Source organism: Pseudomonas sp. FG98, from assembly GCF_057808595.1.
On the sequence record NZ_JBMDIJ010000089.1, the window covers coordinates 1 to 23,186 of the forward strand.

18 protein-coding genes are annotated in these 23,186 nt (G+C 64.9%); 16 read left to right on the forward strand and 2 right to left on the reverse strand.

The window, feature by feature from the left end; all coding sequences use genetic code 11:
* Positions 1–110: 110 nt before the first annotated feature.
* Together ACODSK_RS28370 and ACODSK_RS28375 are read right to left on the reverse strand one after the other, a co-directional pair.
* Positions 111–3,029: an EAL domain-containing protein gene (locus tag ACODSK_RS28370; protein WP_489020858.1), complete on the reverse strand. Its 2,919-nt coding sequence runs from the start codon at positions 3,027–3,029 to the stop codon at positions 111–113.
* 64 nt (positions 3,030–3,093) lie between these two features.
* Positions 3,094–3,972 carry a LysR family transcriptional regulator gene (locus ACODSK_RS28375; RefSeq protein ID WP_489020860.1) on the reverse strand — a complete coding sequence of 293 codons (879 nt, stop codon included), beginning with the start codon at positions 3,970–3,972 and terminating at the stop codon, positions 3,094–3,096.
* A 128-nt stretch (positions 3,973–4,100) separates the two neighbouring features.
* Between ACODSK_RS28375 and leuC the strand changes: the two genes are divergently transcribed.
* The 16 genes from leuC to ACODSK_RS28455 all read left to right on the forward strand — a co-directional run bounded on the left by leuC (position 4,101) and on the right by ACODSK_RS28455 (position 22,896).
* Positions 4,101–5,534 carry a 3-isopropylmalate dehydratase large subunit gene (gene leuC / locus ACODSK_RS28380; protein ID WP_489020861.1) on the forward strand — a complete coding sequence of 478 codons (1,434 nt, stop codon included), beginning with the start codon at positions 4,101–4,103 and terminating at the stop codon, positions 5,532–5,534.
* Positions 5,531–6,178, forward strand: a complete 648-nt coding sequence (gene leuD, locus ACODSK_RS28385; RefSeq protein ID WP_489020863.1) for a 3-isopropylmalate dehydratase small subunit — start codon at positions 5,531–5,533, stop codon at positions 6,176–6,178. The genes leuC and leuD overlap by 4 nt, the downstream gene beginning before the upstream one ends.
* 122 nt (positions 6,179–6,300) lie before the next feature.
* On the forward strand, positions 6,301–7,065 hold the full coding sequence (locus tag ACODSK_RS28390) for a class I SAM-dependent methyltransferase (protein WP_489020865.1): 765 nt from the start codon (positions 6,301–6,303) through the stop codon (positions 7,063–7,065).
* A 64-nt stretch (positions 7,066–7,129) separates the two neighbouring features.
* On the forward strand, positions 7,130–8,212 hold the full coding sequence (gene leuB / locus ACODSK_RS28395; protein WP_009403092.1) for a 3-isopropylmalate dehydrogenase: 1,083 nt from the start codon (positions 7,130–7,132) through the stop codon (positions 8,210–8,212).
* 66 nt (positions 8,213–8,278) lie between these two features.
* Entirely contained in the window at positions 8,279–9,391 is a 1,113-nt protein-coding gene (gene asd / locus ACODSK_RS28400) for an aspartate-semialdehyde dehydrogenase (RefSeq protein ID WP_489020867.1), read from the forward strand.
* A gap of 205 nt (positions 9,392–9,596) precedes the next feature.
* Positions 9,597–10,607 carry an aspartate-semialdehyde dehydrogenase gene (locus tag ACODSK_RS28405; protein WP_489020869.1) on the forward strand — a complete coding sequence of 337 codons (1,011 nt, stop codon included), beginning with the start codon at positions 9,597–9,599 and terminating at the stop codon, positions 10,605–10,607.
* 169 nt (positions 10,608–10,776) lie between these two features.
* On the forward strand, positions 10,777–13,938 hold the full coding sequence (locus ACODSK_RS28410; RefSeq protein WP_489020871.1) for a motility hub landmark protein FimV: 3,162 nt from the start codon (positions 10,777–10,779) through the stop codon (positions 13,936–13,938).
* Between the two features lie 82 nt (positions 13,939–14,020).
* Entirely contained in the window at positions 14,021–14,902 is an 882-nt protein-coding gene (gene truA / locus ACODSK_RS28415) for a tRNA pseudouridine(38-40) synthase TruA (protein ID WP_489020885.1), read from the forward strand.
* Between the two features lie 36 nt (positions 14,903–14,938).
* Entirely contained in the window at positions 14,939–15,559 is a 621-nt protein-coding gene (locus ACODSK_RS28420; protein ID WP_489020873.1) for a phosphoribosylanthranilate isomerase, read from the forward strand.
* Between the two features lie 237 nt (positions 15,560–15,796).
* Entirely contained in the window at positions 15,797–16,717 is a 921-nt protein-coding gene (gene accD, locus ACODSK_RS28425) for an acetyl-CoA carboxylase, carboxyltransferase subunit beta (protein ID WP_489020874.1), read from the forward strand.
* Positions 16,714–18,000: a bifunctional tetrahydrofolate synthase/dihydrofolate synthase gene (gene folC, locus ACODSK_RS28430; RefSeq protein ID WP_489020876.1), complete on the forward strand. Its 1,287-nt coding sequence runs from the start codon at positions 16,714–16,716 to the stop codon at positions 17,998–18,000. The genes accD and folC overlap by 4 nt, the downstream gene beginning before the upstream one ends.
* Positions 18,001–18,004: 4 nt before the next feature.
* A complete protein-coding gene (locus tag ACODSK_RS28435; RefSeq protein WP_489020877.1) occupies positions 18,005–18,697 on the forward strand; it encodes an SPOR domain-containing protein in 693 nt (230 codons plus the stop codon).
* A 100-nt stretch (positions 18,698–18,797) separates the two neighbouring features.
* Positions 18,798–19,352 carry a CvpA family protein gene (locus tag ACODSK_RS28440; protein WP_489020878.1) on the forward strand — a complete coding sequence of 185 codons (555 nt, stop codon included), beginning with the start codon at positions 18,798–18,800 and terminating at the stop codon, positions 19,350–19,352.
* Positions 19,353–19,393: 41 nt separating this feature from the next.
* Positions 19,394–20,899 (forward strand): amidophosphoribosyltransferase, encoded by a 1,506-nt coding sequence (gene purF / locus ACODSK_RS28445; protein ID WP_489020880.1) that lies wholly within the window; start codon positions 19,394–19,396, stop codon positions 20,897–20,899.
* Positions 20,900–20,914: 15 nt separating this feature from the next.
* Positions 20,915–22,126: an O-succinylhomoserine sulfhydrylase gene (locus ACODSK_RS28450; protein ID WP_489020881.1), complete on the forward strand. Its 1,212-nt coding sequence runs from the start codon at positions 20,915–20,917 to the stop codon at positions 22,124–22,126.
* Entirely contained in the window at positions 22,123–22,896 is a 774-nt protein-coding gene (locus tag ACODSK_RS28455) for an SDR family oxidoreductase (protein WP_489020883.1), read from the forward strand. The genes ACODSK_RS28450 and ACODSK_RS28455 overlap by 4 nt, the downstream gene beginning before the upstream one ends.
* Positions 22,897–23,186: the final 290 nt, after the last annotated feature.

Sequence of the window (23,186 nt, forward strand, 5' to 3'; positions counted from 1 at the left end):
TATCGCCCTTAAGAGGTGTCCGGGATCATTAGGCCAGTTCAAGCCAGCTCCCACAGGGTTTTGGGTGCACTGCGAACTCTGTGGGAGCCGGCGTTGCCGGCGATGAGGCCCTAATAGTCGGCCGGAGCCTCCAGCAGCATCGCCCGGAACGCCCCCAGCGGTAGCGGCCGGCTATGCAGATACCCCTGATACAGGAAGCACCCCTGCCGTTCCAGAAACTCCAGTTGCTCGGAAAGCTCCACCCCCTCGGCAATCACCGTCAGTTCCAGACTCCGCGCCATGGCCACGATGGCCCGGACGATCTCGGCATCGTTGGGGTCCACCGGCGCATCGCGGACGAACGACTGATCGATCTTCAAGGTGTCTACCGGCAGGCGCTTGAGGTAAGTCAGCGATGAGTAGCCGGTGCCGAAATCATCCATGGCAAAGCCCACCCCCAGCGCCTTCAGTTCGCGCATCTTGTTGATGGTGTCCTCCAGGTTCTGGATGACGATGCCTTCGGTGATCTCCAGCTTGAGCATGCGATAGGGCAGGCGATAGTCGTCCAGGCTGCGTCGCACGCGCTGGACGAAGTCGTTCTGGCGGAATTGCCGCGGGCTGATGTTGACGCACAGGCTGAAATCCTCGGCGTCGATCAGCAGGTCCTGGAGCATGCGCGAACAGGCGTCGCAGGCTTCGTCGAGGATCCAGTTGCCCACTTCGAGAATCAGCCCGCTTTCCTCCAGCACCTGGATGAACTGCGACGGCGGCTGCTGGCCGAGCAGTGGGTGATGCCAGCGCAACAGCACCTCGGCGCCGACGATGCGGCTGTCGCGGGCATCGACCTGAGGCTGGAAGTGCAAAGCCAGTTCGCCACGGGTCAGGGCCATGCGCAGGTCGCTTTCCATGCGCAGGCGCTCGCTGGCGGCCTTTTGCATGGTGGTGTGGAACAACTGGGTGGTGTTGCGCCCGGAATCCTTGGCCCGATACAGGGCGATATCGGCGCGTTTGAGCAGGTCGGCCGGGGTCGAGCCATGGTCGGGGATCAGCGCCACGCCGATGCTCGGGGTCACCTGCAGGCGCTGGCCGTCCAGCGACATGGGTTCGGCGAGCAACTGGCGCAGGGTGTCGGCCAGTTCCTGGACCTGATCGGTGACTTCCTCGCGGCTGCCCTGCAACCCGCTGAGCAGCACCACGAACTCGTCGCCGCCCAGACGCGCCACGGTGTCTTCCATGCGCACGCTGGCTTCGAGGCGCGCGGTGATGATCTTCAGCACCGTATCGCCCACCGGATGGCCGAGCGAGTCATTGATGTGCTTGAAATGGTCAAGGTCGAGGAACAGCAAGGCGCCGCGCAGGTTGTGGCGCTTGAGCAGGGCGATCTGCTGGCTCAGGCGGTCCATCAATAGGGCACGGTTGGGCAGGTTGGTCAGCGGGTCGTGGTAGGCCAGGTGGCGGATCTGCGCCTGGGCATTCTTCAACTGGCTGACGTCCCGGGCAGTGAGCAGCAGGCAGTCGGTCTCGTTGAGGGTAATCGGCTCCACCGAGACTTCCAGGGTCAGCAACTCGCCGCTCTTGCTGCGTCCGAGCATTTCCCGGTGGTGCACGCGGCCGCGTTCCAGTACCTCGGCCGCCAGCATCTCGTGCTGTTTATCGTCGGCCCAGACGCCGATCTGGTTGGCGGTGCGCCCCAGCACTTCGCCGGCGCTGTAGCCGGTCAGGCGGCAGAAGCCATCGTTGACCTCGACATAGCGCCCGGTCTCGCGCTCGCTGATGCTGATGGCGTCCGGGCTGGAGTGAAAGGCCTTGGCGAATTTCTCCTCGCTGGCCTTGAGTGCCGCTTCGGCCCGCTGCTGCTGGGTGATATCGCGCAGGGTGGTGACGCTGCAGGTTTCCTGGTCGACCTTGATCAGGCGGCTGGAAATCACGCAGGTCAGGGCGTGGCCATTCTTGTGGTTGACCACCACCGCGACGTTGTTCAGCGCCTGGTCACGGATCACCTGTTCGATACGCTTGGCGCGCTCCGCCGACTCCGCCCACAGGCCGATTTCCTCGGCACTACGGCCCAGCACCTGCTCGGCGCTCCAGCCGAAAGTCTGGGTGAAGGCCGGGTTGATCTCGATGAACTGGCCGTTGTCCTGGCGGGTGACGCAGATCGGGTCGGGGCTGACCTGGAACAGCCCGGCAAATTTCTCTTCCGAGGCGATCAGGCGCTGCTCGCGCTCGACCTGGTCGGTGATGTCCAGCAAGGTCCCGGCCATGCGCAGCGGATTGCCCTGTTCGTCGCGGTACAAGCGTGCGCGGCTTTCCAGGTAGCGGGAGCTGCCGTTGTCCAGCTGGATCCGGTAGGTGATCTGGTAATTGCCCGCCGGACCTTCGCGCAGGCTGCGGTAGGCCTGGCGCATGCTGGCCCGTTCGTCTTCCGGCACGCCGTCGAAAAACGCCTCGAAGGACTCGTGGAAGGGGATCGGCTCCAGTCCGTGCAGCTGCGCGGCGCGGGCCGAGCCGTAGAGCATGCCGCTGGGAATGTGCCAGTCCCAGGTGCCCAGCTGTGCCGAGTCCAGGGCCAGGTCGAGGCGCTCCTGGCTGTCCTTGAGCGCGTCCTCGCGCTCGCGCTGGGCGGTGATCTCGCGGATCACCCCGATCATCTGCGGGCGGCCGTCCTTGTCGTGGGTCAGGCTGCCGTTGATCTCCAGCCAGTGCAGGCTGCCGTCCGGCCAGCGGATGCGGTGGCGCATGGCCTGGACCTGCGGCTCGCCAGCGACCACCGCGTAGAACGCCTGCACGGTGCGCTGGCGGTCTTCGGGGGGCAGCAGGTCGAGGTAGTCCAGGTCCTTGGGCAGCGGCTGGCGCGGGTCGTAGCCGAACAGTGCCTGGGTGCCCCGCGACCAACTGATGCGCCCGGTCTCGACATCCCAGAACCAGGCGCCAAGGCGGGCACCGTTGAGGGCCGCCAGCAGTTGCGGAGCGTTTTCCCAGGTCTGCTCCGACTCCTGGGGATCGGCCGCGAGGATTCGCGGAAGGCGCGGAAAACGGGGTGTGTTGGGCATCGATTACCAGACCTTTGGCGAATACGCTTCCTTGGTATAGGCCGGCCCGGCGTTTCCGGCGGCCTCAGGGTTTTCTCGCATGGCTGTCGAGCAGTGCCATAAAGGCTCTGGCTGCATTCGATAACGTTCGTTCCGTATGAAGAATGTAGCCTAGCTGGCGAGTCAGCTGTATGCCCGGCAAGCTGATGGAAGCCACCTGTTCGTCGAGCATGGTGCGTGGCAAAACGCTCCAGGCCAGGCCGATGGACACCATCATCTTTATGGTTTCCAAGTAGTTGGTGCTCATGGCGATGTTCGGCGTCAGGCCCTGCCGCTCGAAAAGTCGCTGGACGATATGGTGGGTAAAGGTGTTTCCGCCGGGAAAAACCGCCGGATGGTGGGCGATATCTTCCAGACCAGCGGCAACCTTGCGTGCCAGCGGGTGCTCCGGGGCCACCACAAAATCCAGCGGGTCGTCCCATACCGGCACCGCGCGCACCAGACTATGAGGCTCCGGCGCCAGGGTAATCACGGCGATTTCCGCGCGGCCATGCAGAATCTCTTCGTAGGCCACTTCCGAGTCGAGGAACTGGATATCCAGGGCGACCGCCGGGTATTGCCGGGTAAAGGCGCGCAGCAGCGGCGGCAAGCGGTGCAGGCCGATGTGATGGCTGGTAGCCAGGGTCAGGCGACCGCTGACCTCGCCGGTGAGGTTGGTCAGGGCCCGGCGCGTGTCGTCCAGCACGTTGATGATCTGGTAGGCCCGGGGCAGCAGGGCGCGGCCGGCCTCGGTCAGGCTGACCTCGCGGCCGAGGCGGTCGAACAGGCGCACGTCCAGTTGCTGTTCGAGACCGGCGATGCGTTTGCTGATGGCCGGCTGGGTCAGGTGCAGGCGCTCGCCGGCCCCGGAAAAGCTGCCGGTCTCGGCAATCGCGATAAAGGCGTTGAGGTTGGCCAGATCCACGGTTTCGGATTCCTCTTGGTTATCCAAAGCATAAAAATTATGAATTTGAGTTATCCAATCTAACCCCATACCATCAGCCGTACAAGCCAAGGGGTTATTGGCATAGAAAGACTGATGAGGAACGCCTGATGGCCGGCAAAACGCTTTACGACAAGCTCTGGGATGCGCATTTGGTCAAGCAGCGCGACGATGGTTCGGCGCTGATCTACATCGACCGTCACATCATTCACGAAGTGACCTCGCCGCAAGCCTTCGAAGGCCTGCGCCTGGCGAACCGCAAACCTTGGCGCATCGATGCCAACATCGCCACGCCGGACCACAACGTACCGACCACGCCCGAGCGCAAGGGCGGCATCGACGCCATCGTCGACCAGGTGTCGCGCCTGCAGGTGCAGACCCTCGACGAGAACTGCGACGAGTACGGCATCACCGAATTCAAGATGAACGACGTGCGCCAGGGCATCGTCCACGTCATCAGCCCGGAGCAGGGCGCTACCCTGCCGGGCATGACCGTGGTCTGCGGTGACTCGCACACCTCGACCCACGGCGCCTTCGGCGCGCTGGCCCACGGCATCGGCACCTCCGAGGTCGAGCACGTGCTCGCCACCCAGTGCCTGGTCGCCAAGAAAATGAAGAACATGCTGGTGCGCGTCGAAGGCGTATTGCCTGCTGGCGTCACCGCCAAGGACATCGTCCTCGCCGTGATCGGCAAGATCGGCACCGCCGGCGGTAACGGCCATGCCATGGAATTCGCCGGCAGCGCCATTCGCGATCTGTCCATCGAAGGCCGCATGACCATCTGCAACATGTCCATCGAAGCCGGCGCCCGTGTTGGCCTGGTGGCCACCGACGCCAAGACCGTCGAATACGTCAAGGGTCGCCCGTACGCGCCGAAGGGCGAGCAATGGGACCTGGCCGTCGAAGCCTGGAAAGACCTGGTTTCCGACGCCGATGCAGTGTTCGACACCGTGGTCGAGCTGGATGCCGCGCAGATCAAGCCGCAGGTCAGCTGGGGCACCTCGCCGGAAATGGTCCTGGCCGTCGACCAGCGCGTGCCGGACCCGGCCGCCGAGGCCGATCTGGTCAAGCGTGGCTCCATCGAGCGCGCCCTGAAATACATGGGCCTGAGCGCCAACCAGGCGATCACCGATATCCAGCTGGACCGTGTGTTCATCGGCTCCTGCACCAACTCGCGGATCGAAGACCTGCGCGCCGCTGCCGAGATCGCCAAGGGCCGCAAGGTCGCCGCGACCATCAAGCAGGCGATCGTGGTACCGGGTTCCGGCCTGGTCAAGGAGCAGGCCGAGAAAGAAGGCCTGGACAAGATCTTCCTCGAAGCCGGCTTCGAATGGCGTGAACCGGGCTGCTCCATGTGCCTGGCGATGAACCCCGACCGCCTGGAGAGTGGCGAGCACTGCGCGTCCACCTCCAACCGCAATTTCGAAGGCCGCCAGGGTGCCGGTGGGCGTACCCACCTGGTCAGCCCGGCCATGGCCGCCGCCGCCGCCGTTACCGGCCGTTTCATCGATGTACGCGAGTTGATCCAAGGGAGCGCAGCATGAAAGCCTTTACCCAGCACACCGGCCTCGTTGCCCCTCTGGACCGTGCCAACGTCGACACCGACCAGATCATTCCCAAGCAGTTCCTGAAGTCGATCAAGCGCACCGGTTTCGGCCCGAACCTGTTCGACGAGTGGCGCTACCTGGACGTCGGCCAGCCGTACCAGGACAACAGCAAGCGCCCGAAGAACATGGACTTCGTCCTCAACCACGACCGTTACCAAGGTGCCAGCGTGCTGCTGGCCCGTGAGAACTTCGGCTGCGGTTCGAGCCGTGAGCACGCGCCATGGGCCCTGGAAGAGTACGGTTTCCGCAGCATCATCGCGCCGAGCTACGCCGACATCTTCTTCAACAACAGCTTCAAGAACGGCCTGCTGCCGATCATTCTCAGCGACGAGGAAGTCGACGAGCTGTTCAAGCAGGTCGAAGCCGACCCGGGCTACCAGCTGACCATCGACCTGCAGGCACAGACCGTGACCCGCCCCGACGGCAAGGTGCTGGGCTTCGAGATCGACGCGTTCCGCAAGCACTGCCTGCTCAACGGCCTGGACGATATCGGCCTGACCCTGCAGGACAGCGATGCCATCGGTGCCTTCGAAGCCAAGCATCGCGCCAGCCAGCCATGGTTGTTCCGCGACGCTCAGTAATGTGTTGAACCCATCGCTGGCAAGCCAGCTCCCACAGGATCTGTGTTGAACACGGAATTTGTGACCAGCACAAAACCCTGTGGGAGCTGGCTTGCCAGCGATGAGGCCCGGGAGACTAGAAAATGACCAACAGCAGCCACAAGGACGTCGTCCAGCGCCAGTTCGGCGAACAGGCCAGCGCCTACCTGAGCAGTGCCGTGCACGCCCAGGGCACCGAGTTCGCCCTGCTCCAGGCCGAACTGGCCGGGCAAAACCACGCCCGGGTCCTTGACCTCGGCTGCGGCGCCGGCCACGTCAGCTTCCATGTCGCACCGCTGGTCGCCGAAGTGGTGGCCTACGACCTGTCGCAACAGATGCTCGACGTGGTCGCCGCCAGCGCTGCCGAGCGCGGCCTGGGCAATATCGTCACCGAGCGCGGTGCCGCCGAGCGCCTGCCGTTCGCCGACGCTTCCTTCGACTTCGTCTTCAGCCGCTATTCGGCGCATCACTGGAGCGACCTCGGCCTGGCCCTGCGCGAAGTGCGCCGGGTGCTCAAGCCGGGTGGCGTGGCCGCTTTCATCGACGTGATGTCGCCGGGCAGCCCGCTGCTCGACACCTATCTGCAAAGCGTCGAAGTGCTGCGCGACACCAGTCATGTGCGCGACTATTCCGCCTCCGAATGGCTGCGCCAGGTCAGCGAGGCCGGCCTCTGCGTGCGCAGTCACGCCCGCCAGAGCCTGCGCCTGGAATGGACCTCCTGGGTCGAACGCATGCGCACGCCAGAAGCGATGCGCGCCGCCATCCTGCAATTGCAGCAGGCGATGGGCGAAGAAGTACGGCAGTATTACCGGATCGAAGCCGACGGCTCGTTCAGTACCGATGTCCTGGTGCTGTGGGCCGAACGCTGAAATCCAGCAGATTTTTACCGGCGCGCCACCTCGGCGCGCCGCTTGATTCGAGATAGAGGAAAGCATGAGCAAGCAGATTCTGATTCTCCCGGGTGACGGTATCGGTCCTGAAATCACCGCCGAGGCCGTCAAGGTGCTGGAACTGGCCAACGACAAGTTCCAGCTCGGCTTCGCCCTGGAGCACGACGTGATCGGCGGCGCCGCCATCGACAAGCACGGCGTGCCACTGGCCGACGAGACCCTGGAGCGTGCGCGCAAGGCCGATGCCGTGCTGCTGGGCGCCGTGGGCGGGCCGAAGTGGGACAAGATCGAGCGTGACATCCGTCCCGAGCGCGGCCTGCTGAAGATCCGCTCGCAACTGGGCCTGTTCGCCAACCTGCGTCCGGCGATCCTCTACCCGCAACTGGCCGACGCCTCCTCGCTGAAGCGTGAAATCGTCTCCGGCCTGGACATCCTGATCGTCCGCGAGCTGACCGGCGGCATCTACTTCGGCGCCCCGCGTGGCACCCGCGAGCTGGAAAACGGCGAGCGCCAGTCCTACGACACCCTGCCGTACAGCGAAAGCGAAATCCGCCGCATCGCCCGCGTCGGCTTCGACATGGCCCGTGTGCGCGGCAAGAAGCTGTGCTCGGTGGACAAGGCCAACGTCCTCGCCTCCAGCCAGCTGTGGCGCGAAGTGGTCGAGGAAGTGGCCAAGGACTACCCGGACGTCGAACTGAGCCACATGTACGTCGACAACGCCGCCATGCAGCTGGTCCGTGCACCGAAGCAGTTCGACGTGATGGTCACCGACAACATGTTCGGCGACATCCTGTCGGATGAGGCTTCCATGCTCACCGGCTCCATCGGCATGCTGCCATCGGCTTCCCTGGACGCCCACAACAAGGGCATGTACGAGCCGTGCCACGGCTCCGCGCCGGACATCGCCGGCCAGGGCATCGCCAACCCGCTGGCGACCATCCTCTCGGTATCGATGATGCTGCGCTACAGCTTCAACCAGCACGGCGCCGCCGATGCCATCGAGAAAGCCGTGAGCCTGGTTCTCGACCAGGGCCTGCGTACCGGTGACATCTGGTCCGAAGGTTGCACCAAGGTCGGTACGCAGCAAATGGGCGACGCAGTAGTCGCAGCGCTGCGGAATCTGTAATCTCTCTGGCCCGCTGTCGAAACCACAACAGGGCAGCGGCCCACTTTTAGCGAAGGTGTAGTTGCGATGAAACGTGTAGGTCTGATCGGTTGGCGCGGAATGGTCGGTTCCGTGCTCATGCAGCGGATGCTCGAAGAGCAGGATTTCGATCTTATCGAGCCGGTGTTCTTCACTACCTCGAACGTCGGTGGCCAAGGCCCGGCGGTGGGCAAGGACATTGCTCCGCTGAAGGATGCCTACAGCATCGACGAGCTCAAGACCCTGGACGTGATCCTGACCTGCCAGGGTGGCGACTACACCAACGAAGTCTTCCCCAAGCTGCGCGAAGCCGGCTGGCAGGGTTACTGGATCGATGCCGCTTCCTCCCTGCGCATGCAGGATGACGCGGTCATCGTCCTGGACCCGGTCAACCGCAAGGTCATCGACCAGCAGCTGGACGCCGGCACCAAGAACTACATCGGCGGCAACTGCACCGTCAGCCTGATGCTGATGGGCCTGGGCGGCCTGTTCGAAGCCGGCCTGGTCGAATGGATGAGCGCCATGACCTACCAGGCGGCCTCCGGTGCCGGTGCGCAGAACATGCGCGAGCTGATCCGCCAGATGGGCGCGACCAACGCCGCCGTCGCCGACGAGCTGGCCAACCCGGCCAGCGCCATCCTCGACATCGACCGCAAGGTCGCCGAGGCCATGCGCAGCGATGCCTACCCGACCGAGAACTTCGGTGTGCCACTGGCCGGCAGCCTGATCCCGTGGATCGACAAGGAACTGCCGAACGGCCAGAGCCGCGAAGAGTGGAAGGCCCAGGCCGAGACCAACAAGATCCTCGGCCGCTTCAAGAGCCCGATCCCGGTCGACGGCATCTGCGTGCGCATCGGCGCCATGCGCTGCCACAGCCAGGCGCTGACCATCAAGCTGAACAAGGACGTGCCGCTGGCCGACATCGAAGGCCTGATCAGCCAGCACAACCCATGGGTGAAACTGGTGCCGAACCAGCGCGAGATCAGCATGAAGGAGCTGACCCCGACCAACGTTACCGGCACCCTGAACATCCCGGTGGGTCGTCTGCGCAAGCTGAACATGGGGTCCCAGTACCTGGGCGCCTTCACCGTCGGCGACCAGCTGCTGTGGGGCGCCGCCGAGCCGCTGCGGCGCATGCTGCGGATCCTGCTGGAGCGTTGATCGCTTCGTGGTGACCCTGAAAACCCGTGCTGGCGACAGCGCGGGTTTTTTGTTTTCGGACAAATCAAAGTAAAGTGCCGCTCCCCAGAATTCGCGGGGGCCTCATCGCTGGCAACGCCAGCTCCCACAAGGTCCGCGGTGCATGCAGTAACTGTGGGAGCTGGCGTTGCCAGCGATGGGGCCCGAAAGTCCAGAGGAAATCCTGATGACCCACCCAATCGACATCGCCGTAATCGGCGCCACCGGCACCGTCGGCGAAACCCTCGTGCAGATCCTCGAGGAACGCAACTTCCCGGTGGGCACCCTGTACCTGCTGGCCAGCAACGAATCCGCCGGCAGCGCCGTGACTTTCCGCGGCAAGAACCTGCGCACCCGCGATGTCGACGATTTCGATTTCGCCAAGGTGCGCCTGGCCTTCTTCGCCGCCGGCCCGGCCGTAACCCTCAGCTTCGCCCCTCGTGCCCAGGCCGCCGGTTGCACGGTGATCGACCTGTCCGGTGCCTTGCCCGCCGAGCAGGCGCCCGCCGTGGTCCCGGAAGTCAACCCGCAGGTCCTGGCCAGCCTGAAGACCCCGGCCACCCTGCACAGCCCGAGTGCCGCCGCCGTTGCCCTGGCCGTGGTCCTCGCCCCGCTGAAAAGCCTGCTGACCCTGGAGCGGGTGAACGTTACCGCCTGCCTCGCCGTGTCCGCCCAGGGCCGCGAAGCCGTGAGCGAACTGGCCCGACAGACCGCCGAACTGCTCAACGCGCGTCCTCTGGAACCGCGTTTCTTCGACCGGCAGATGGCTTTCAACCTGCTGGCCCAGGTCGGCACCAGCGACGCGCAAGGCCATGGCCTGCTGGAACGCCGCCTGGTTCGCGAGTTGCGTGAACTGCTCGACCTGCCTTTACTCAAGATTTCAGTAACCTGCGTTCAAGTCCCGGTGTTTTTTGGCGATAGCTACACTGTGAGCCTGACCGCCAGCGAAGCGGTCGACCTGGCGGCGGTGAACGCCGCACTGGAAGCGGCAGAAAGCGTCGAGCTGGTGGAGGAGGGGGATTACCCGACCCCGGTGGGCGATGCCGTAGGCCAGGATGTGGTGTATGCAGGCCGGGTTCGCGGTGGTATCGACGAGGTGCAACAGCTCAACCTTTGGCTGACCACCGACAACGTGCGCAAGGGCGCGGGTTTGAACGCCGTACAACTGGCTGAATTGTTGATAAAAGACTTTGCGTAAAAGATACTTGGCAACACTTTGCATATTGACCATTAACAGTCGCAGGCAACTTGCCAGTGAAACTTGATGGCCATTTAGACATGACCCAGAGCATGTCCGTAATAAGCCTCACGGCGGTTCTTCAGTTCTTCTCGGTTCCCGGGGACGCTTCAAAACAAAGGATGAGGTCATGCTTCGAATTCGCAAACTGGTGTTAGCAATAGCCGCAGCGTCGGCGCTGTCTTCCGGTATGGCGCATGCCCTCGGGCTGGGCGAGCTGACCCTCAAGTCGGCGCAGAACCAGCCCCTCAATGCCGAGATCGAACTGCTCGACGTGCGCGACCTGAGCACCGCCGACGTCAAGCCGAGCCTCGCCCCGGCGGAAGAGTTCGCCAAGGCCGGGGTCGAGCGCCAGCCATTCCTCAATGACCTGACCTTCACCCCGGTGATCAACCCGGCCGGCAAGAGCGTGCTGAAGATCACCTCCAGCCAGCCGCTGCCGGAGCCGATGGTCAAGTTCCTGGTCCAGGTGATGTGGCCGCAGGGTCGCCTGCTGCGCGACTACAGCGTGCTGCTCGACGCCTCCAAGTTCTCCCCGGAAACCGCCCAGGCCGCCTCCGGCGTGACCCCTGCGGTAAGCACTGCGGCCAACTACACCACGGTGCGCCGCGATACCCTCTGGGAAATCGCCTCGCGTTCGCGCCAGGGCGGTTCGGTGCAGCAGGCCATGCTGGCGATCCAGGCGCTCAATCCGGACGCCTTCATCAACGGCAATATCAACCAGCTGAAGACCGGCCAGGTCCTGCGCATGCCGGACCAGCAGCAGATCCAGAGCATTCCCCAGGCCCAGGCGGTCAAGGAAGTCAACGAACAGTACGCCGCCTGGCGCCAGGGCCGTCGCCTCGGCCCGCAAGCCCGCCAGCTCGACGCCACTCGCCGCGACGCCGCCCAGCCGGCGCCGTCGCGTGTCGCCCAGCAGGACAACCTCAAACTGGTCGCCCCCGCTGGCAAGGGCGCCGGTAGCGAGAAGGCGCTGAGCGACAAGCTGGCGGCGACCCAGGAAAACCTCGACACCAGCCGCCGCGAAGGCGACGAACTGAAAAGCCGCGTAGCCGATCTGCAAAGCCAGCTGGACAAGCTGCAACGCCTGATCGAGCTGAAAAACGACCAGCTCGCCCGCCTTGAAGCACAGAGCGCTGCACCGGCGACTCCGGTTGCGCCAGCGGTGGCCACGGCGCCGGTGATCGATGCGCAACTGCAAGCGAATCCGGGCGCTGCCGCGGCACCGGAGGTCACGCCCGCTCCAGCAGCGGTCGATACCGCACCGGAACAGGACGCCGCCCCGGCCGACAGCGCCGCCACTCCGGCAGCGGAGGAGGGTAGCAAGGGCCTCGACAGCATCCTCGGCAACCCGTTGCTGCTGGCGCTGATCGCCGGTTCCGCGCTGCTGGTGCTGCTCCTCCTGCTGCTGTTGCTGGCGCGCAAGCGCAAGGCCCAGCAGGAAGCGGAAAAGCACATGCGCATGGCCCGCGCCCTGGCCGAAGAAAGCGACCTGGGACCGGACCTGGAACTGCCGCAAAGCAGCTTCGACGGCCTCGATGTGGTGCCGCCGTCCGTCACCCTGGCCCCTGCCGTGGTGGCCGCGTCCGCAGCTGCGGCCGCCGCCGCCGAACAGGTTGGCGAGCCACGGGTCGCCGAGCCTGCGCCACAGCCCAAAGTCGATCCGTTCATGGCCGAGATCGACGACTGCATTGCCCATGGCCGCCTGATGCAGGCGTCCAACCTGCTGGAACCGGCGGTGGAGAAATTCCCCCAGCGCAGCGACCTGCGCCTGAAGCTGATGGAAGTCTATGCACGCCAGGGCGACCGCAGCGGCTTCGTCATGCAGGAGCGCCAGCTCCAGGCCAACCCGCACAACCTCGCCGAGGTCGAATCGCTGAAGAGCCGCTTCCCGACCATGCTCGCCGTGGCCGCTGCCGCCGCAGCAGCAGGCGGCGCGGTGGCCGCCAGCGGTCTCGACGAGAAGTTCGTCGAAGAGCTGATGTCCGAAGAGCCGGAGCCCGAGTCCGATGACCTGCCGGTCGATGACGAACTGGACAGTGCCTTCGACCTGAGCCTCGACGACCTCGACGGCCTGGACCTGGAGGCCCCGGCCGACCAGGCCGCCGTGCAAGCCAGCGCCGAGCTGCAGCCGGCAGCCGAGCCGCCGTCGCTGGACGATCTGGACTTCGACACCCTGCTGCAGGACAACCCGGAAGCGCCGGCGGCCGAGCCAGCACCGCAGGAGGCCGACACCAGTGCCTTCGCTGACCTCGACTTCGACACCCTGCTTGAGGAGCAGACGGCAGCCCAGGCGGCCGAGCCGGCGCCACAAGCAGAACCCGAAGCAGAACCGCCAGTGGTCGACGACCTGGACTTCGATGGCCTGCTGCAGGCGCACACTGCGGCCCAGGCTGCGCCCCAGATCGAGCCCGAGGCAGAACCGCCGGTGATCACCGACGACCTCGATTTCGACAGCCTGCTCGAAGAGCACACCGCAGCCCAGGCCATCGAGCCCGAGCCGCAGGTTGCCCCTGAAGCAGCGCTGCCTGCGGCTGATGATCTCGACTTCGACAGCCTGCTGCAGGAACACACTGCCGCCCAGGCCATCGAACCCGAGGCGCCAGCCGAAGCCGTCGCCAGCGATGACGATGTCGACTTCGACGCGCTGTTCCAGGACTACGCGACCAGCGAGCCCGAGGTTGCGCCGGCGCCCCAGCCCGAGGTCGAGCCTGAGCCAGAGCTGTCCGCCGCTGCCGATGACGTGGACTTCGACGCCCTGCTCGACGAGCACGGCAAGGCGCAGTCCGCTGGCACTGATGACCTGGCCGATTTCGACCTGAGCGTTGCCGACGAAACCCCGGAAGTCGCTACCGAAAACCGTCCACCGCTGGATATCGAGGCGGAACTGGCGGCCTTCGACAACGACCTTGGTCTGGAGGCCGACCTGCCGCCGCTGGAGCTGCCGGACGACTTCGATCTGTCCCTGCCGGGCGAGGACGACACCGCGTCGAAGAACTTCGCCGCCGAGCTGGACAACGTCAACGCCGAGCTGGACAAGCTCTCCGCCAGCCTGGAAACCCCGTCGCTGGAGCCGCACTTCACCGCCGAGGACGCCGCCAGCCTGCCGGACGACGAGGACTTCGACTACCTCTCGGGTACCGATGAAGTCGCCACCAAGCTTGATCTGGCCCGGGCCTACATCGACATGGGCGACCATGACGGCGCCCGGGATATCCTCGACGAGGTCAACAAGGAAGGCGACCAGGCCCAGCGCCGCGAAGCCAACGAGCTGCGCAGCAAGCTGAGCTGAGCCTAGGCAGTACCACCAACGGCAGCCCTCGTGGCTGCCGTTGTCGTTATAATCCGCGCCATTGCGTAACCGACAGGCTGTTATTCCCTTGGAAATCATCGATACCGCGGCGTCCGAAGTGGCGGCCGAAGGCTTTTACCGCATCGCCCTGGGCGTTGAATACAAAGGCACCCGCTACCGTGGCTGGCAGCGCCAGGGCGATGGCGTGATCAGCGTGCAGCAGACGCTGGAGGAGGCCCTGTCCAAGGTGGCCGACGAGACGATCACCGTGCAGTGCGCCGGGCGTACCGATGCCGGGGTCCACGCCAGCGGCCAGGTGGTGCATTTCGACACCCGCGCCATCCGCAACCCCAAGGCCTGGACCATGGGCGCCAACAGCCATCTGCCCCACGACATCAGCGTGTCCTGGGCCGAACAGATGCCGGCGCACTTCCACGCCCGGTTCAAGGCCTTTGCCCGGCGCTATCGCTATGTGATCTACAACGACCAGATCCGTCCCGCGCACCTGGGTGACCAGGTCACCTGGAACCACCGGCCGCTGGATGTGGAGCGCATGGCCGAGGCCGCTCGCTGCCTGCTCGGCACCCACGACTTCAGCGCCTTCCGCGCCGGCCAGTGCCAGGCCAAGTCGCCGATCAAGACCATCCATCACCTGCGGGTCACCCGCCACGGCAAGATGATCGTCCTGGATATCCGCGCCAGCGCCTTCCTTCACCATATGGTGCGCAATATCGCCGGGGTGCTGATGACCATCGGCGCCGGCGAGCGTCCGGTGGCCTGGGCGGCCGAGGTGCTGGCCAGTCTCGACCGGCGTGTCGCGGCGGCCACCGCCCACCCGTTCGGCCTCTATCTGGTGCAGGTCGAGTACCCGGAAGAGTTCGTTTTGCCCGAACGTTTCATCGGGCCACATTTCCTCACCGGTTTCGAGTTCCCGACGGCTGACGACCCGTCGGTCATTTGCTAACATCCGGGACTTTCGCCCTCTGGAGATTCGCTGCCCATGTCTGCCGTTCGCAGCAAGATCTGCGGTATTACCCGCGTGGAAGACGCGCTGGCCGCGGCCCAGGCGGGCGCCGACGCCATCGGCCTGGTGTTCTACGCCAAGAGCCCGCGGGCAGTGAGCGTGCAGCAGGCGCGGGAGATCATCGCCGCGCTGCCGCCGTTCGTCACCACCGTGGGCCTGTTCGTCAACGCCAGCCGCTGCGAACTCAACGAAATCCTCGAAGCCGTGCCGCTGGACCTGCTGCAGTTCCACGGCGACGAAACCCCGCAGGACTGTGAAGGCTACAACCGGCCGTGGATCAAGGCCTTGCGGGTACGCCCCGGGGATGACCTGGAAGCCGAATGCAAGCGCTACGCCCGGGCCAGCGGCATTCTTCTCGACACCTACGTGGCCGGCGTGCCCGGCGGGACGGGCGAGGCCTTCGACTGGAAGCTGGTGCCGAAACACCTGAGCAAGCCGATCATCCTTGCCGGCGGCCTGTCGGCGGACAATGTCGGCGCTGCCATCGCCCAGGTGCGGCCTTATGCGGTGGATGTCAGCGGTGGCGTCGAGCAAGCCAAGGGCATCAAGGACGCGGCGCGCATCGACGCTTTCCTCGACGCGGTACGCCGCGCGTGATGGCACTCGATGTGACGGCGGCCGCCAAGGCATCGTCCATAGCTTTCGCAGCCGAGTGCTGCCAGGTCAGGCCTGCGGGCCGGCCATACGAATTGACGAGCGGTCGCACGCCGTCCGGGCCAGAGCGCCTGCAGGTGCGGCCGGTCTTCTCGAAATACACGAATTTTTGAAGCTCAAGGGCATACGCGCGACCCGGCACCCAATGCCTGCCGGCCGCCGCTACTGGAGAAATAAAGCATGAGCAACTGGTTAGTAGACAAACTGATCCCATCGATCATGCGTTCCGAGGTGAAGAAGAGTTCGGTTCCCGAAGGTCTGTGGCACAAGTGCCCGTCCTGCGAGGCCGTGCTCTACCGTCCGGAACTGGAAAAGACCCTGGACGTCTGCCCCAAGTGCAACCACCACATGCGTATCGGCGCGCGCAACCGCCTGAACATCTTCCTCGACCCGGAAGGCCGTAACGAGCTGGGCGCCGAGCTGGAGCCGGTTGACCGCCTGAAGTTCCGCGACGGCAAGAAGTACAAGGACCGCCTGGTCGCCGCGCAGAAGTCCATCGGCGAGAAAGACGCACTGATCTCCATGAGCGGCACCCTGATGGGCATGCCGATCGTGGTCAGCGCCTTCGAGTTCTCCTTCATGGGCGGCTCGATGGGCGCCGTGGTCGGTGAGCGCTTCGTGCGCGCCGCCAACTACGCCCTGGAAAACCGCTGCCCGATGGTCTGCTTCTCCGCTTCCGGCGGTGCGCGCATGCAGGAAGCGCTGATCTCCCTGATGCAGATGGCCAAGACCTCCGCCGCCCTGGCGCGCCTGCGCGAAGAAGGCATTCCGTTCATCTCCGTGCTGACCGACCCGGTCTACGGCGGCGTTTCCGCCAGCCTGGCGATGCTCGGCGACGTGATCGTCGGTGAGCCGAAGGCACTGATCGGCTTCGCCGGTCCTCGCGTGATCGAGCAGACGGTGCGCGAGAAGCTGCCGGAAGGCTTCCAGCGCAGCGAGTTCCTCCTGGAGCACGGCGCCATCGACATGATCGTCCATCGTGCAGAGCTGCGTCCGCGTCTGGCCAAGCTGCTGGCGCAGATGACCGGCCAGCCTAGCCCGAAATTCGTACCGTCGGCCGTTGACGCCGTGGTCGTTCCACCGGCGCCTGCCACCGTATGACCCAACGTACCCTTGGCGAGTGGCTCGCCTACCTCGAGCAGTTGCACCCGTCGGCCATCGACATGGGCCTGGAGCGCTCCCGCGAGGTAGCGACCCGGCTCGGGCTGGGCAAGCCAGCGCCTCGGGTGGTGACCGTTACCGGCACCAACGGCAAGGGTTCGACCTGTGCCTTCATCGCTGCGCTGCTCAAGGCGCAGGGGCTGAAGGTCGGGGTCTATAGCTCGCCGCACCTGCTGCGCTACAACGAGCGGGTGCAACTCGACGGCCTCGAAGCCAGCGACGAGCAACTCTGCGAAGCCTTCGCCGCCGTCGAGGCGGCCCGTGGCGAAATCTCCCTGACCTACTTCGAAATGGGCACCCTGGCAGCCTTCTGGCTGTTCGCCCGCTCGGCGCTGGACGCCGTGGTCCTCGAAGTCGGCCTGGGTGGGCGCCTGGACGCGGTCAACCTGGTGGATGCCGACCTTGCCGTGGTCACCAGCATCGGTGTCGACCATGCCGACTGGCTGGGCAATACCCGTGAATCGGTTGCCTTCGAGAAGGCCGGGATCTTCCGTCAGGGCCAGCCAGCGCTGTGTGGCGACCTCGATCCACCGCAACCGCTGCTGGACAAGGTCCGCGAGCTGAATTGCCCGTTCTTCCTGCGCGGCCGCGATTTCGACCTGGCCTACACCGAGCGCTGCTGGCAGTGGCGTGGCGTCGATGCCGCCGGTACCCCAGTGGAACTGCGCGACCTGCCGCTGCTCGACCTGCCGATGGAAAACGCTGCGCTGGCCTTGCAGGCCTATCTGCTGATGGGGCTGCCCTGGGATGCCGCAGTGGTTGCCCGGGCCTTGCAGGACGCGCGGATCGTCGGTCGTCTCGATCGTCGTTCGTTCATCTGGAATGGCAAGCGCCTGAATATCCTCCTCGACGTTGGTCACAACCCCCATGCCGCGCACTACCTGGCCGAACGCCTGGCTGCGCGGCCGGTGGCGGGCCAGCGCCTGGCGGTGTTCGGGCTGCTCTCGGACAAGGACCTCGACGGCGTGATCCAGCCGTTGCTGCCGCACATTGGTCATTGGGCCGTGACTACACTGGATACTGCGCGCAGCCGTCCGGCGACCGAGTTGCAGGCGGCGCTGGAGAACCTTGGCGCTGCGGTGCAGTCCTACTCCAGCGTGGCACAGGCCCTGGAAGGGCAGTGCGCGCAGGCGACGGCGGACGACGAGATTCTGCTGTTCGGATCATTTTTCTGTGTCGGCGAGGCCCTCGAGTGGCTGAACCGGCAGGCCAGGGAGGACTGAGCCAATGGCGGGGCTGGACAAGGTCATGAAACAACGCATGGTCGGGGCGCTGGTGCTGATTGCGCTGGCGGTGATTTTCCTGCCGATGCTGTTCACCAAGGAAGACGAGCTGCGTCAGGTCAAGGTCGAGGCGCCGGCGGCGCCTGCCGTTCCGGCCTTGCCACAGGTCCAGGTCGAACCGGTGCAGGTGCCCGAGCCCCAGGTGATTCCGGACGAAAGCGTCGCGGCCCAGCCGCAGACGGCACCGAGCACGCCGATCGCGCCAGCGCCGTCGGCACCTGTAGCCCAGGCCCCGGTCCAGCAGGAAGCGCCGAAACCGGCGACGCCGGTGCCGACTCCGCAACCCGTCAAGCCGGCCCCGACGGTCGCCGCCACCCCGGCGCCGGCCAAGCCAGCAGCGCAAGCACCTGCGCCTGCCCAGACCCAGGCCAGTGCCAACAAGATCGACCCCAACGGCCTGCCGGTCAGCTGGTCGGTACAGCTGGCCAGCCTGTCCAACCGGGCCAGCGCCGATACCCTGCAGAAAACCCTGCGCAGCCAGGGCTACAACGCCTATATCCGCTCTGCCGACGGCATGAACCGGGTGTTCGTCGGGCCGGTCATCGAGCGTGCCGAGGCCGAGCGCCTGCGTGATGTCATCAGTCGCCAGCAGAAGCTCAAGGGCTTCGTTGTCCGTTTCCAGCCCGAACGTGGCTGAAACCTGCCGTCCAGCGCTTGCGCCGGACGGCAAATCACCGCTTACCGATAGTCTTGCGCTCTGGTAAAATGCGCCGCCTCAACCGTTTGCAGGCAACACCGTGGCATTTACCTGGGTCGACTGGGCGATTCTCGCGATCATCGCCATTTCTTCGCTGATCAGTCTCAAGCGCGGCTTCGTCAAGGAAGCCTTGTCTCTGCTCACCTGGATCGTCGCCGGTGCAATGGCGTGGATGTTCGGTGGCTCCGCGGCACAGTACCTCGACAGCTACATCCAGACGCCGTCCGCCCGGGTCATTGGCGGCTGCGCCATCGTCTTCGTCGCCACCCTGCTGGTCGGGGCGATGATCAATTTTCTTCTCGGCGAGCTGATCCGCGTCACCGGACTGTCCGGGACCGATCGCTTCCTCGGCATGGCCTTCGGCGCCGCCCGGGGTGCATTGCTCGTCGTCGTGGCTGTCGGGCTGCTGAGCCTGGGGCCGGTACAACAGGATCCGTGGTGGCAGGAGTCGCGACTCTTGCCACAATTTCTATTGGTGGCTGACTGGTCGAAGAACCTCATCCTGGGGATGACCAGCCAGTGGCTAGCCAGCGGAATCAGCGCTCCCGCTGATATTCCGTTCAAGGAACAGCTCCTGGGGCCAAAAGCTCCGTGAGCATCGTTCAATCCAGTTTCATTAAGTAGGGGTTGCGTCGCATGTGTGGCATCGTCGGTATCGTCGGTAAGTCGAACGTCAATCAGGCGCTGTATGACGCGCTTACGGTCCTCCAGCACCGCGGCCAGGACGCTGCCGGTATCGTGACCAGCCATGATGGCCGGTTATTCCTGCGCAAGGACAACGGCCTGGTCCGTGACGTCTTCCAGCAGCGCCATATGCAGCGCCTGGTCGGCCACATGGGCATCGGCCACGTGCGCTATCCAACTGCGGGCAGCTCGACCTCGGCCGAGGCCCAGCCGTTCTACGTCAACTCGCCGTACGGCATCACCCTGGCGCACAACGGCAACCTGACCAACGTCGAGCAGCTGGCCAAGGAGATCTACGAGTCCGACCTGCGCCACGTCAACACCAACTCCGACTCGGAAGTCCTGCTCAACGTTTTCGCCCACGAACTGGCGGTGCGCGGCAAGCTGCAACCGACCGAGGAAGACGTGTTTGCCGCAGTCGCCGATGTGCACAACCGCTGCGTTGGCGGCTACGCCGTGGTGGCGATGATCACCGGCTACGGCATCGTCGGCTTCCGTGACCCGAACGGCATTCGCCCGATCGTCTTCGGCCAGCGTCACACCGACGAAGGCGTCGAGTACATGATCGCCTCGGAAAGCGTCTCCCTCGACGTCCTCGGCTTCACCCTGATCCGCGATCTGGCCCCGGGCGAAGCGGTGTACATCACCGAAGAAGGCAAGCTGCACACCCGTCAGTGCGCGACCAATCCGAAACTCTCGCCGTGCATCTTCGAACACGTCTACCTGGCCCGTCCGGACTCCATCATCGATGGCGTCTCGGTGTACAAGGCGCGCCTGCGCATGGGCGAGAAGCTGGCCGAGAAGATCCAGCGCGAGCGTCCTGACCACGACATCGACGTGGTCATCCCGATCCCTGACACCAGCCGCACCGCCGCTCTCGAGCTGGCCAACCACCTGGGCGTCAAGTTCCGCGAAGGCTTCGTCAAGAACCGCTACATCGGCCGGACCTTCATCATGCCGGGCCAGGCCGCACGGAAAAAATCCGTACGCCAGAAGCTCAACGCCATCGAACTGGAATTCCGCGGCAAGAACGTGATGCTGGTGGACGACTCGATCGTGCGCGGCACCACCTGCAAGCAGATCATCCAGATGGCCCGCGAAGCCGGCGCCAAGAACGTCTACTTCTGCTCGGCCGCCCCGGCCGTGCGCTTCCCCAACGTCTACGGCATCGACATGCCGAGTGCCCACGAGCTGATCGCGCACAACCGCAGCACCCAGGACGTCGCCGACCTGATCGGCGCCGACTGGCTGGTCTACCAGGACCTGCCGGACCTGATCGAAGCGGTCGGCGGCGGCAAGATCAAGATCGAGCACTTCGACTGCGCGGTATTCGACGGCCAGTACGTCACCGGCGACGTCGACGAAGCCTACCTGGACCGCATCGAGCGCGCTCGCAACGACCTCGCGAAAGCCAAGAACCAGGCGGTCAGCGCGATCATCGACCTTCACAACAACTGATAGAGGAGCAACGGCATGACACAGGAATGGGATGCCGGGCGCCTGGACAGCGACCTCGAAGGGGTCGCTTTCGATACGCTGGCGGTACGCGCAGGCCAGCATCGCACGCCGGAAGGTGAGCACGGCGACCCGCTGTTCTTCACCTCCAGCTACGTGTTCCGTACCGCGGCCGATGCCGCGGCGCGGTTCGCCGGCGAGGTTCCAGGCAACGTCTATTCGCGTTACACCAACCCTACCGTTCGCGCGTTCGAGGAGCGTATTGCCGCTCTCGAAGGTGCCGAGCAGGCGGTAGCCACTTCCACCGGCATGTCGGCGATCCTGTCCACGGTCATGGCGCTGTGCAGCGCTGGCGACCATGTACTGGTTTCGCAGAGCGTGTTCGGTTCCACCATCAGCCTGTTCGAGAAGTACTTCAAGCGCTTCGGCGTGCAGGTCGACTACGTGCCGCTGGCCGACCTGAGTGCCTGGGAGCAGGCGTTCAAGGCGAACACCAAGCTGCTGTTTGTCGAGTCGCCGTCCAACCCGCTGGCCGAACTGGTGGATATCGCTGCGCTGGCGGAAATCGCCCACGCCAAGCGCGCCCAACTGGTGGTGGACAACTGCTTCAGCACCCCGGCTCTGCAGCAGCCGCTGCAACTGGGTGCGGACATCGTGGTGCACTCGGCGACCAAGTTCATCGACGGCCAGGGCCGTTGCATGGGCGGCGTGGTGGCCGGCCGCAGCGAGCAGATGAAAGAAGTGGTGGGCTTCCTGCGCACCGCCGGTCCTTCGCTGAGCCCGTTCAACGCCTGGATCTTCCTCAAGGGCCTCGAAACCCTGAACCTGCGCATGCGCGCCCACTGCGCCAATGCCCAGGCCCTGGCCGAATGGCTGGAGCAGCAGGACGGCATCGAGAAGGTTCACTACGCCGGCCTGCACAGCCACCCGCAGCACGATCTGGCCAAGCGCCAGATGAAAGGCTTCGGCGCGGTGGTGAGCTTCGAGGTCAAGGGCGGCAAAGAGGGCGCCTGGCGCTTCATCGACGCTACCCGGTTGATTTCGATTACCGCCAACCTCGGCGACAGCAAGACCACCATCACCCATCCGGCCACCACCTCCCACGGCCGTCTGTCGCCGCAGGAGCGTGAAGCGGCGGGGATCCGCGACAGCCTGATCCGGGTTGCCGTGGGCCTGGAAGATGTGGCCGACCTGCAAGCCGACCTCGCCCGTGGCCTGGCGGCACTGTGATCGACTGGTCGGTAGCCGAAAGCAGCCATAACGGTCGCGTGGCGCTGGTCACCGGCGCCGCCCGCGGTATCGGTCTGGGCATCGCCGCCTGGCTGATCACCGAGGGCTGGCAGGTGGTGCTCACCGACCTTGACCGCGTACGCGGATCCAAGGTCGCCAAGGTGCTGGGGGAAAATGCCTGGTTCGTTGGCATGGACGTCTCCGACGAGGTCCAGGTGAGCATCGGTGTTGCTGAAGTCCTCGGCCAGTTCGGTCGCCTCGATGCACTGGTGTGCAACGCGGCGATCGCCGATCCGCACAACACCACCCTCGAAAGCCTCAGCCTTGCTCACTGGAACCGCGTCATGGCGGTCAACCTGAGCGGGCCGATGCTGTTGGCCAAGCATTGCGCGCCTTACCTGCGTGCGCATTGCGGGGCCATCGTCAACCTGACTTCGACCCGTACCCGCCAGTCCGAGCCTGATACCGAGGCCTACGCGGCGAGCAAGGGCGGCCTGCTGGCCCTGACCCACGCCCTGGCCATGAGCCTGGGGCCGGAGATCCGGGTCAACGCGGTCAGTCCCGGCTGGATCGATGCCCGTGATCCTTCGGCGCGGCGTGCCGAGCCGTTGAGCGACGCCGACCATGCCCAGCATCCGGCGGGCAGGGTAGGGGCGGTGGAAGATGTGGCGGCGGCGGTGGCGTGGTTGCTGTCGAAGAACGCCGGGTTCGTCACCGGCCAGGAGTTCATCGTCGACGGCGGCATGACACGGAAGATGATCTACCAATGACAGCCGGCAAATGCCGGCTGTGTTGTCTTGTGGTTTTGGCGGTTTGTGCTACCGCCTGTGCTTGAGGCTGTAGAGAGGGAATGAGCTTTTTTGCCCTTTTTGAAAAAAACTTCAATGGGGGTATTGACTTAGGTTCGTTACCTGCGTAAATTTCGCGGCCTCAGCGAAGCAAACGTAACAAAGCAGAAACACAGCGACAGCAGTGATGAAGCGAAAAAGTTAAGTTTGATGAGTTTGGGTGATTAGCTCAGCCGGGAGAGCATCTGCCTTACAAGCAGAGGGTCGGCGGT

Excerpts from the sequence above, each read along its gene's own strand:
- ACODSK_RS28370 (WP_489020858.1), bottom strand. The coding sequence starts at position 3,029 with ATGCCCAACACACCCCGTTTTCCGCGCCTTCCGCGAATCCTCGCGGCC.
- leuC (WP_489020861.1), top strand. The coding sequence starts at position 4,101 with ATGGCCGGCAAAACGCTTTACGACAAGCTCTGGGATGCGCATTTGGTC.
- leuD (WP_489020863.1), top strand. The coding sequence starts at position 5,531 with ATGAAAGCCTTTACCCAGCACACCGGCCTCGTTGCCCCTCTGGACCGT.
- ACODSK_RS28390 (WP_489020865.1), top strand. The coding sequence starts at position 6,301 with ATGACCAACAGCAGCCACAAGGACGTCGTCCAGCGCCAGTTCGGCGAA.
- leuB (WP_009403092.1), top strand. The coding sequence starts at position 7,130 with ATGAGCAAGCAGATTCTGATTCTCCCGGGTGACGGTATCGGTCCTGAA.
- asd (WP_489020867.1), top strand. The coding sequence starts at position 8,279 with ATGAAACGTGTAGGTCTGATCGGTTGGCGCGGAATGGTCGGTTCCGTG.
- ACODSK_RS28405 (WP_489020869.1), top strand. The coding sequence starts at position 9,597 with ATGACCCACCCAATCGACATCGCCGTAATCGGCGCCACCGGCACCGTC.
- ACODSK_RS28410 (WP_489020871.1), top strand. The coding sequence starts at position 10,777 with ATGCTTCGAATTCGCAAACTGGTGTTAGCAATAGCCGCAGCGTCGGCG.
- ACODSK_RS28420 (WP_489020873.1), top strand. The coding sequence starts at position 14,939 with ATGTCTGCCGTTCGCAGCAAGATCTGCGGTATTACCCGCGTGGAAGAC.
- accD (WP_489020874.1), top strand. The coding sequence starts at position 15,797 with ATGAGCAACTGGTTAGTAGACAAACTGATCCCATCGATCATGCGTTCC.
- folC (WP_489020876.1), top strand. The coding sequence starts at position 16,714 with ATGACCCAACGTACCCTTGGCGAGTGGCTCGCCTACCTCGAGCAGTTG.
- ACODSK_RS28435 (WP_489020877.1), top strand. The coding sequence starts at position 18,005 with ATGGCGGGGCTGGACAAGGTCATGAAACAACGCATGGTCGGGGCGCTG.
- purF (WP_489020880.1), top strand. The coding sequence starts at position 19,394 with ATGTGTGGCATCGTCGGTATCGTCGGTAAGTCGAACGTCAATCAGGCG.
- ACODSK_RS28450 (WP_489020881.1), top strand. The coding sequence starts at position 20,915 with ATGACACAGGAATGGGATGCCGGGCGCCTGGACAGCGACCTCGAAGGG.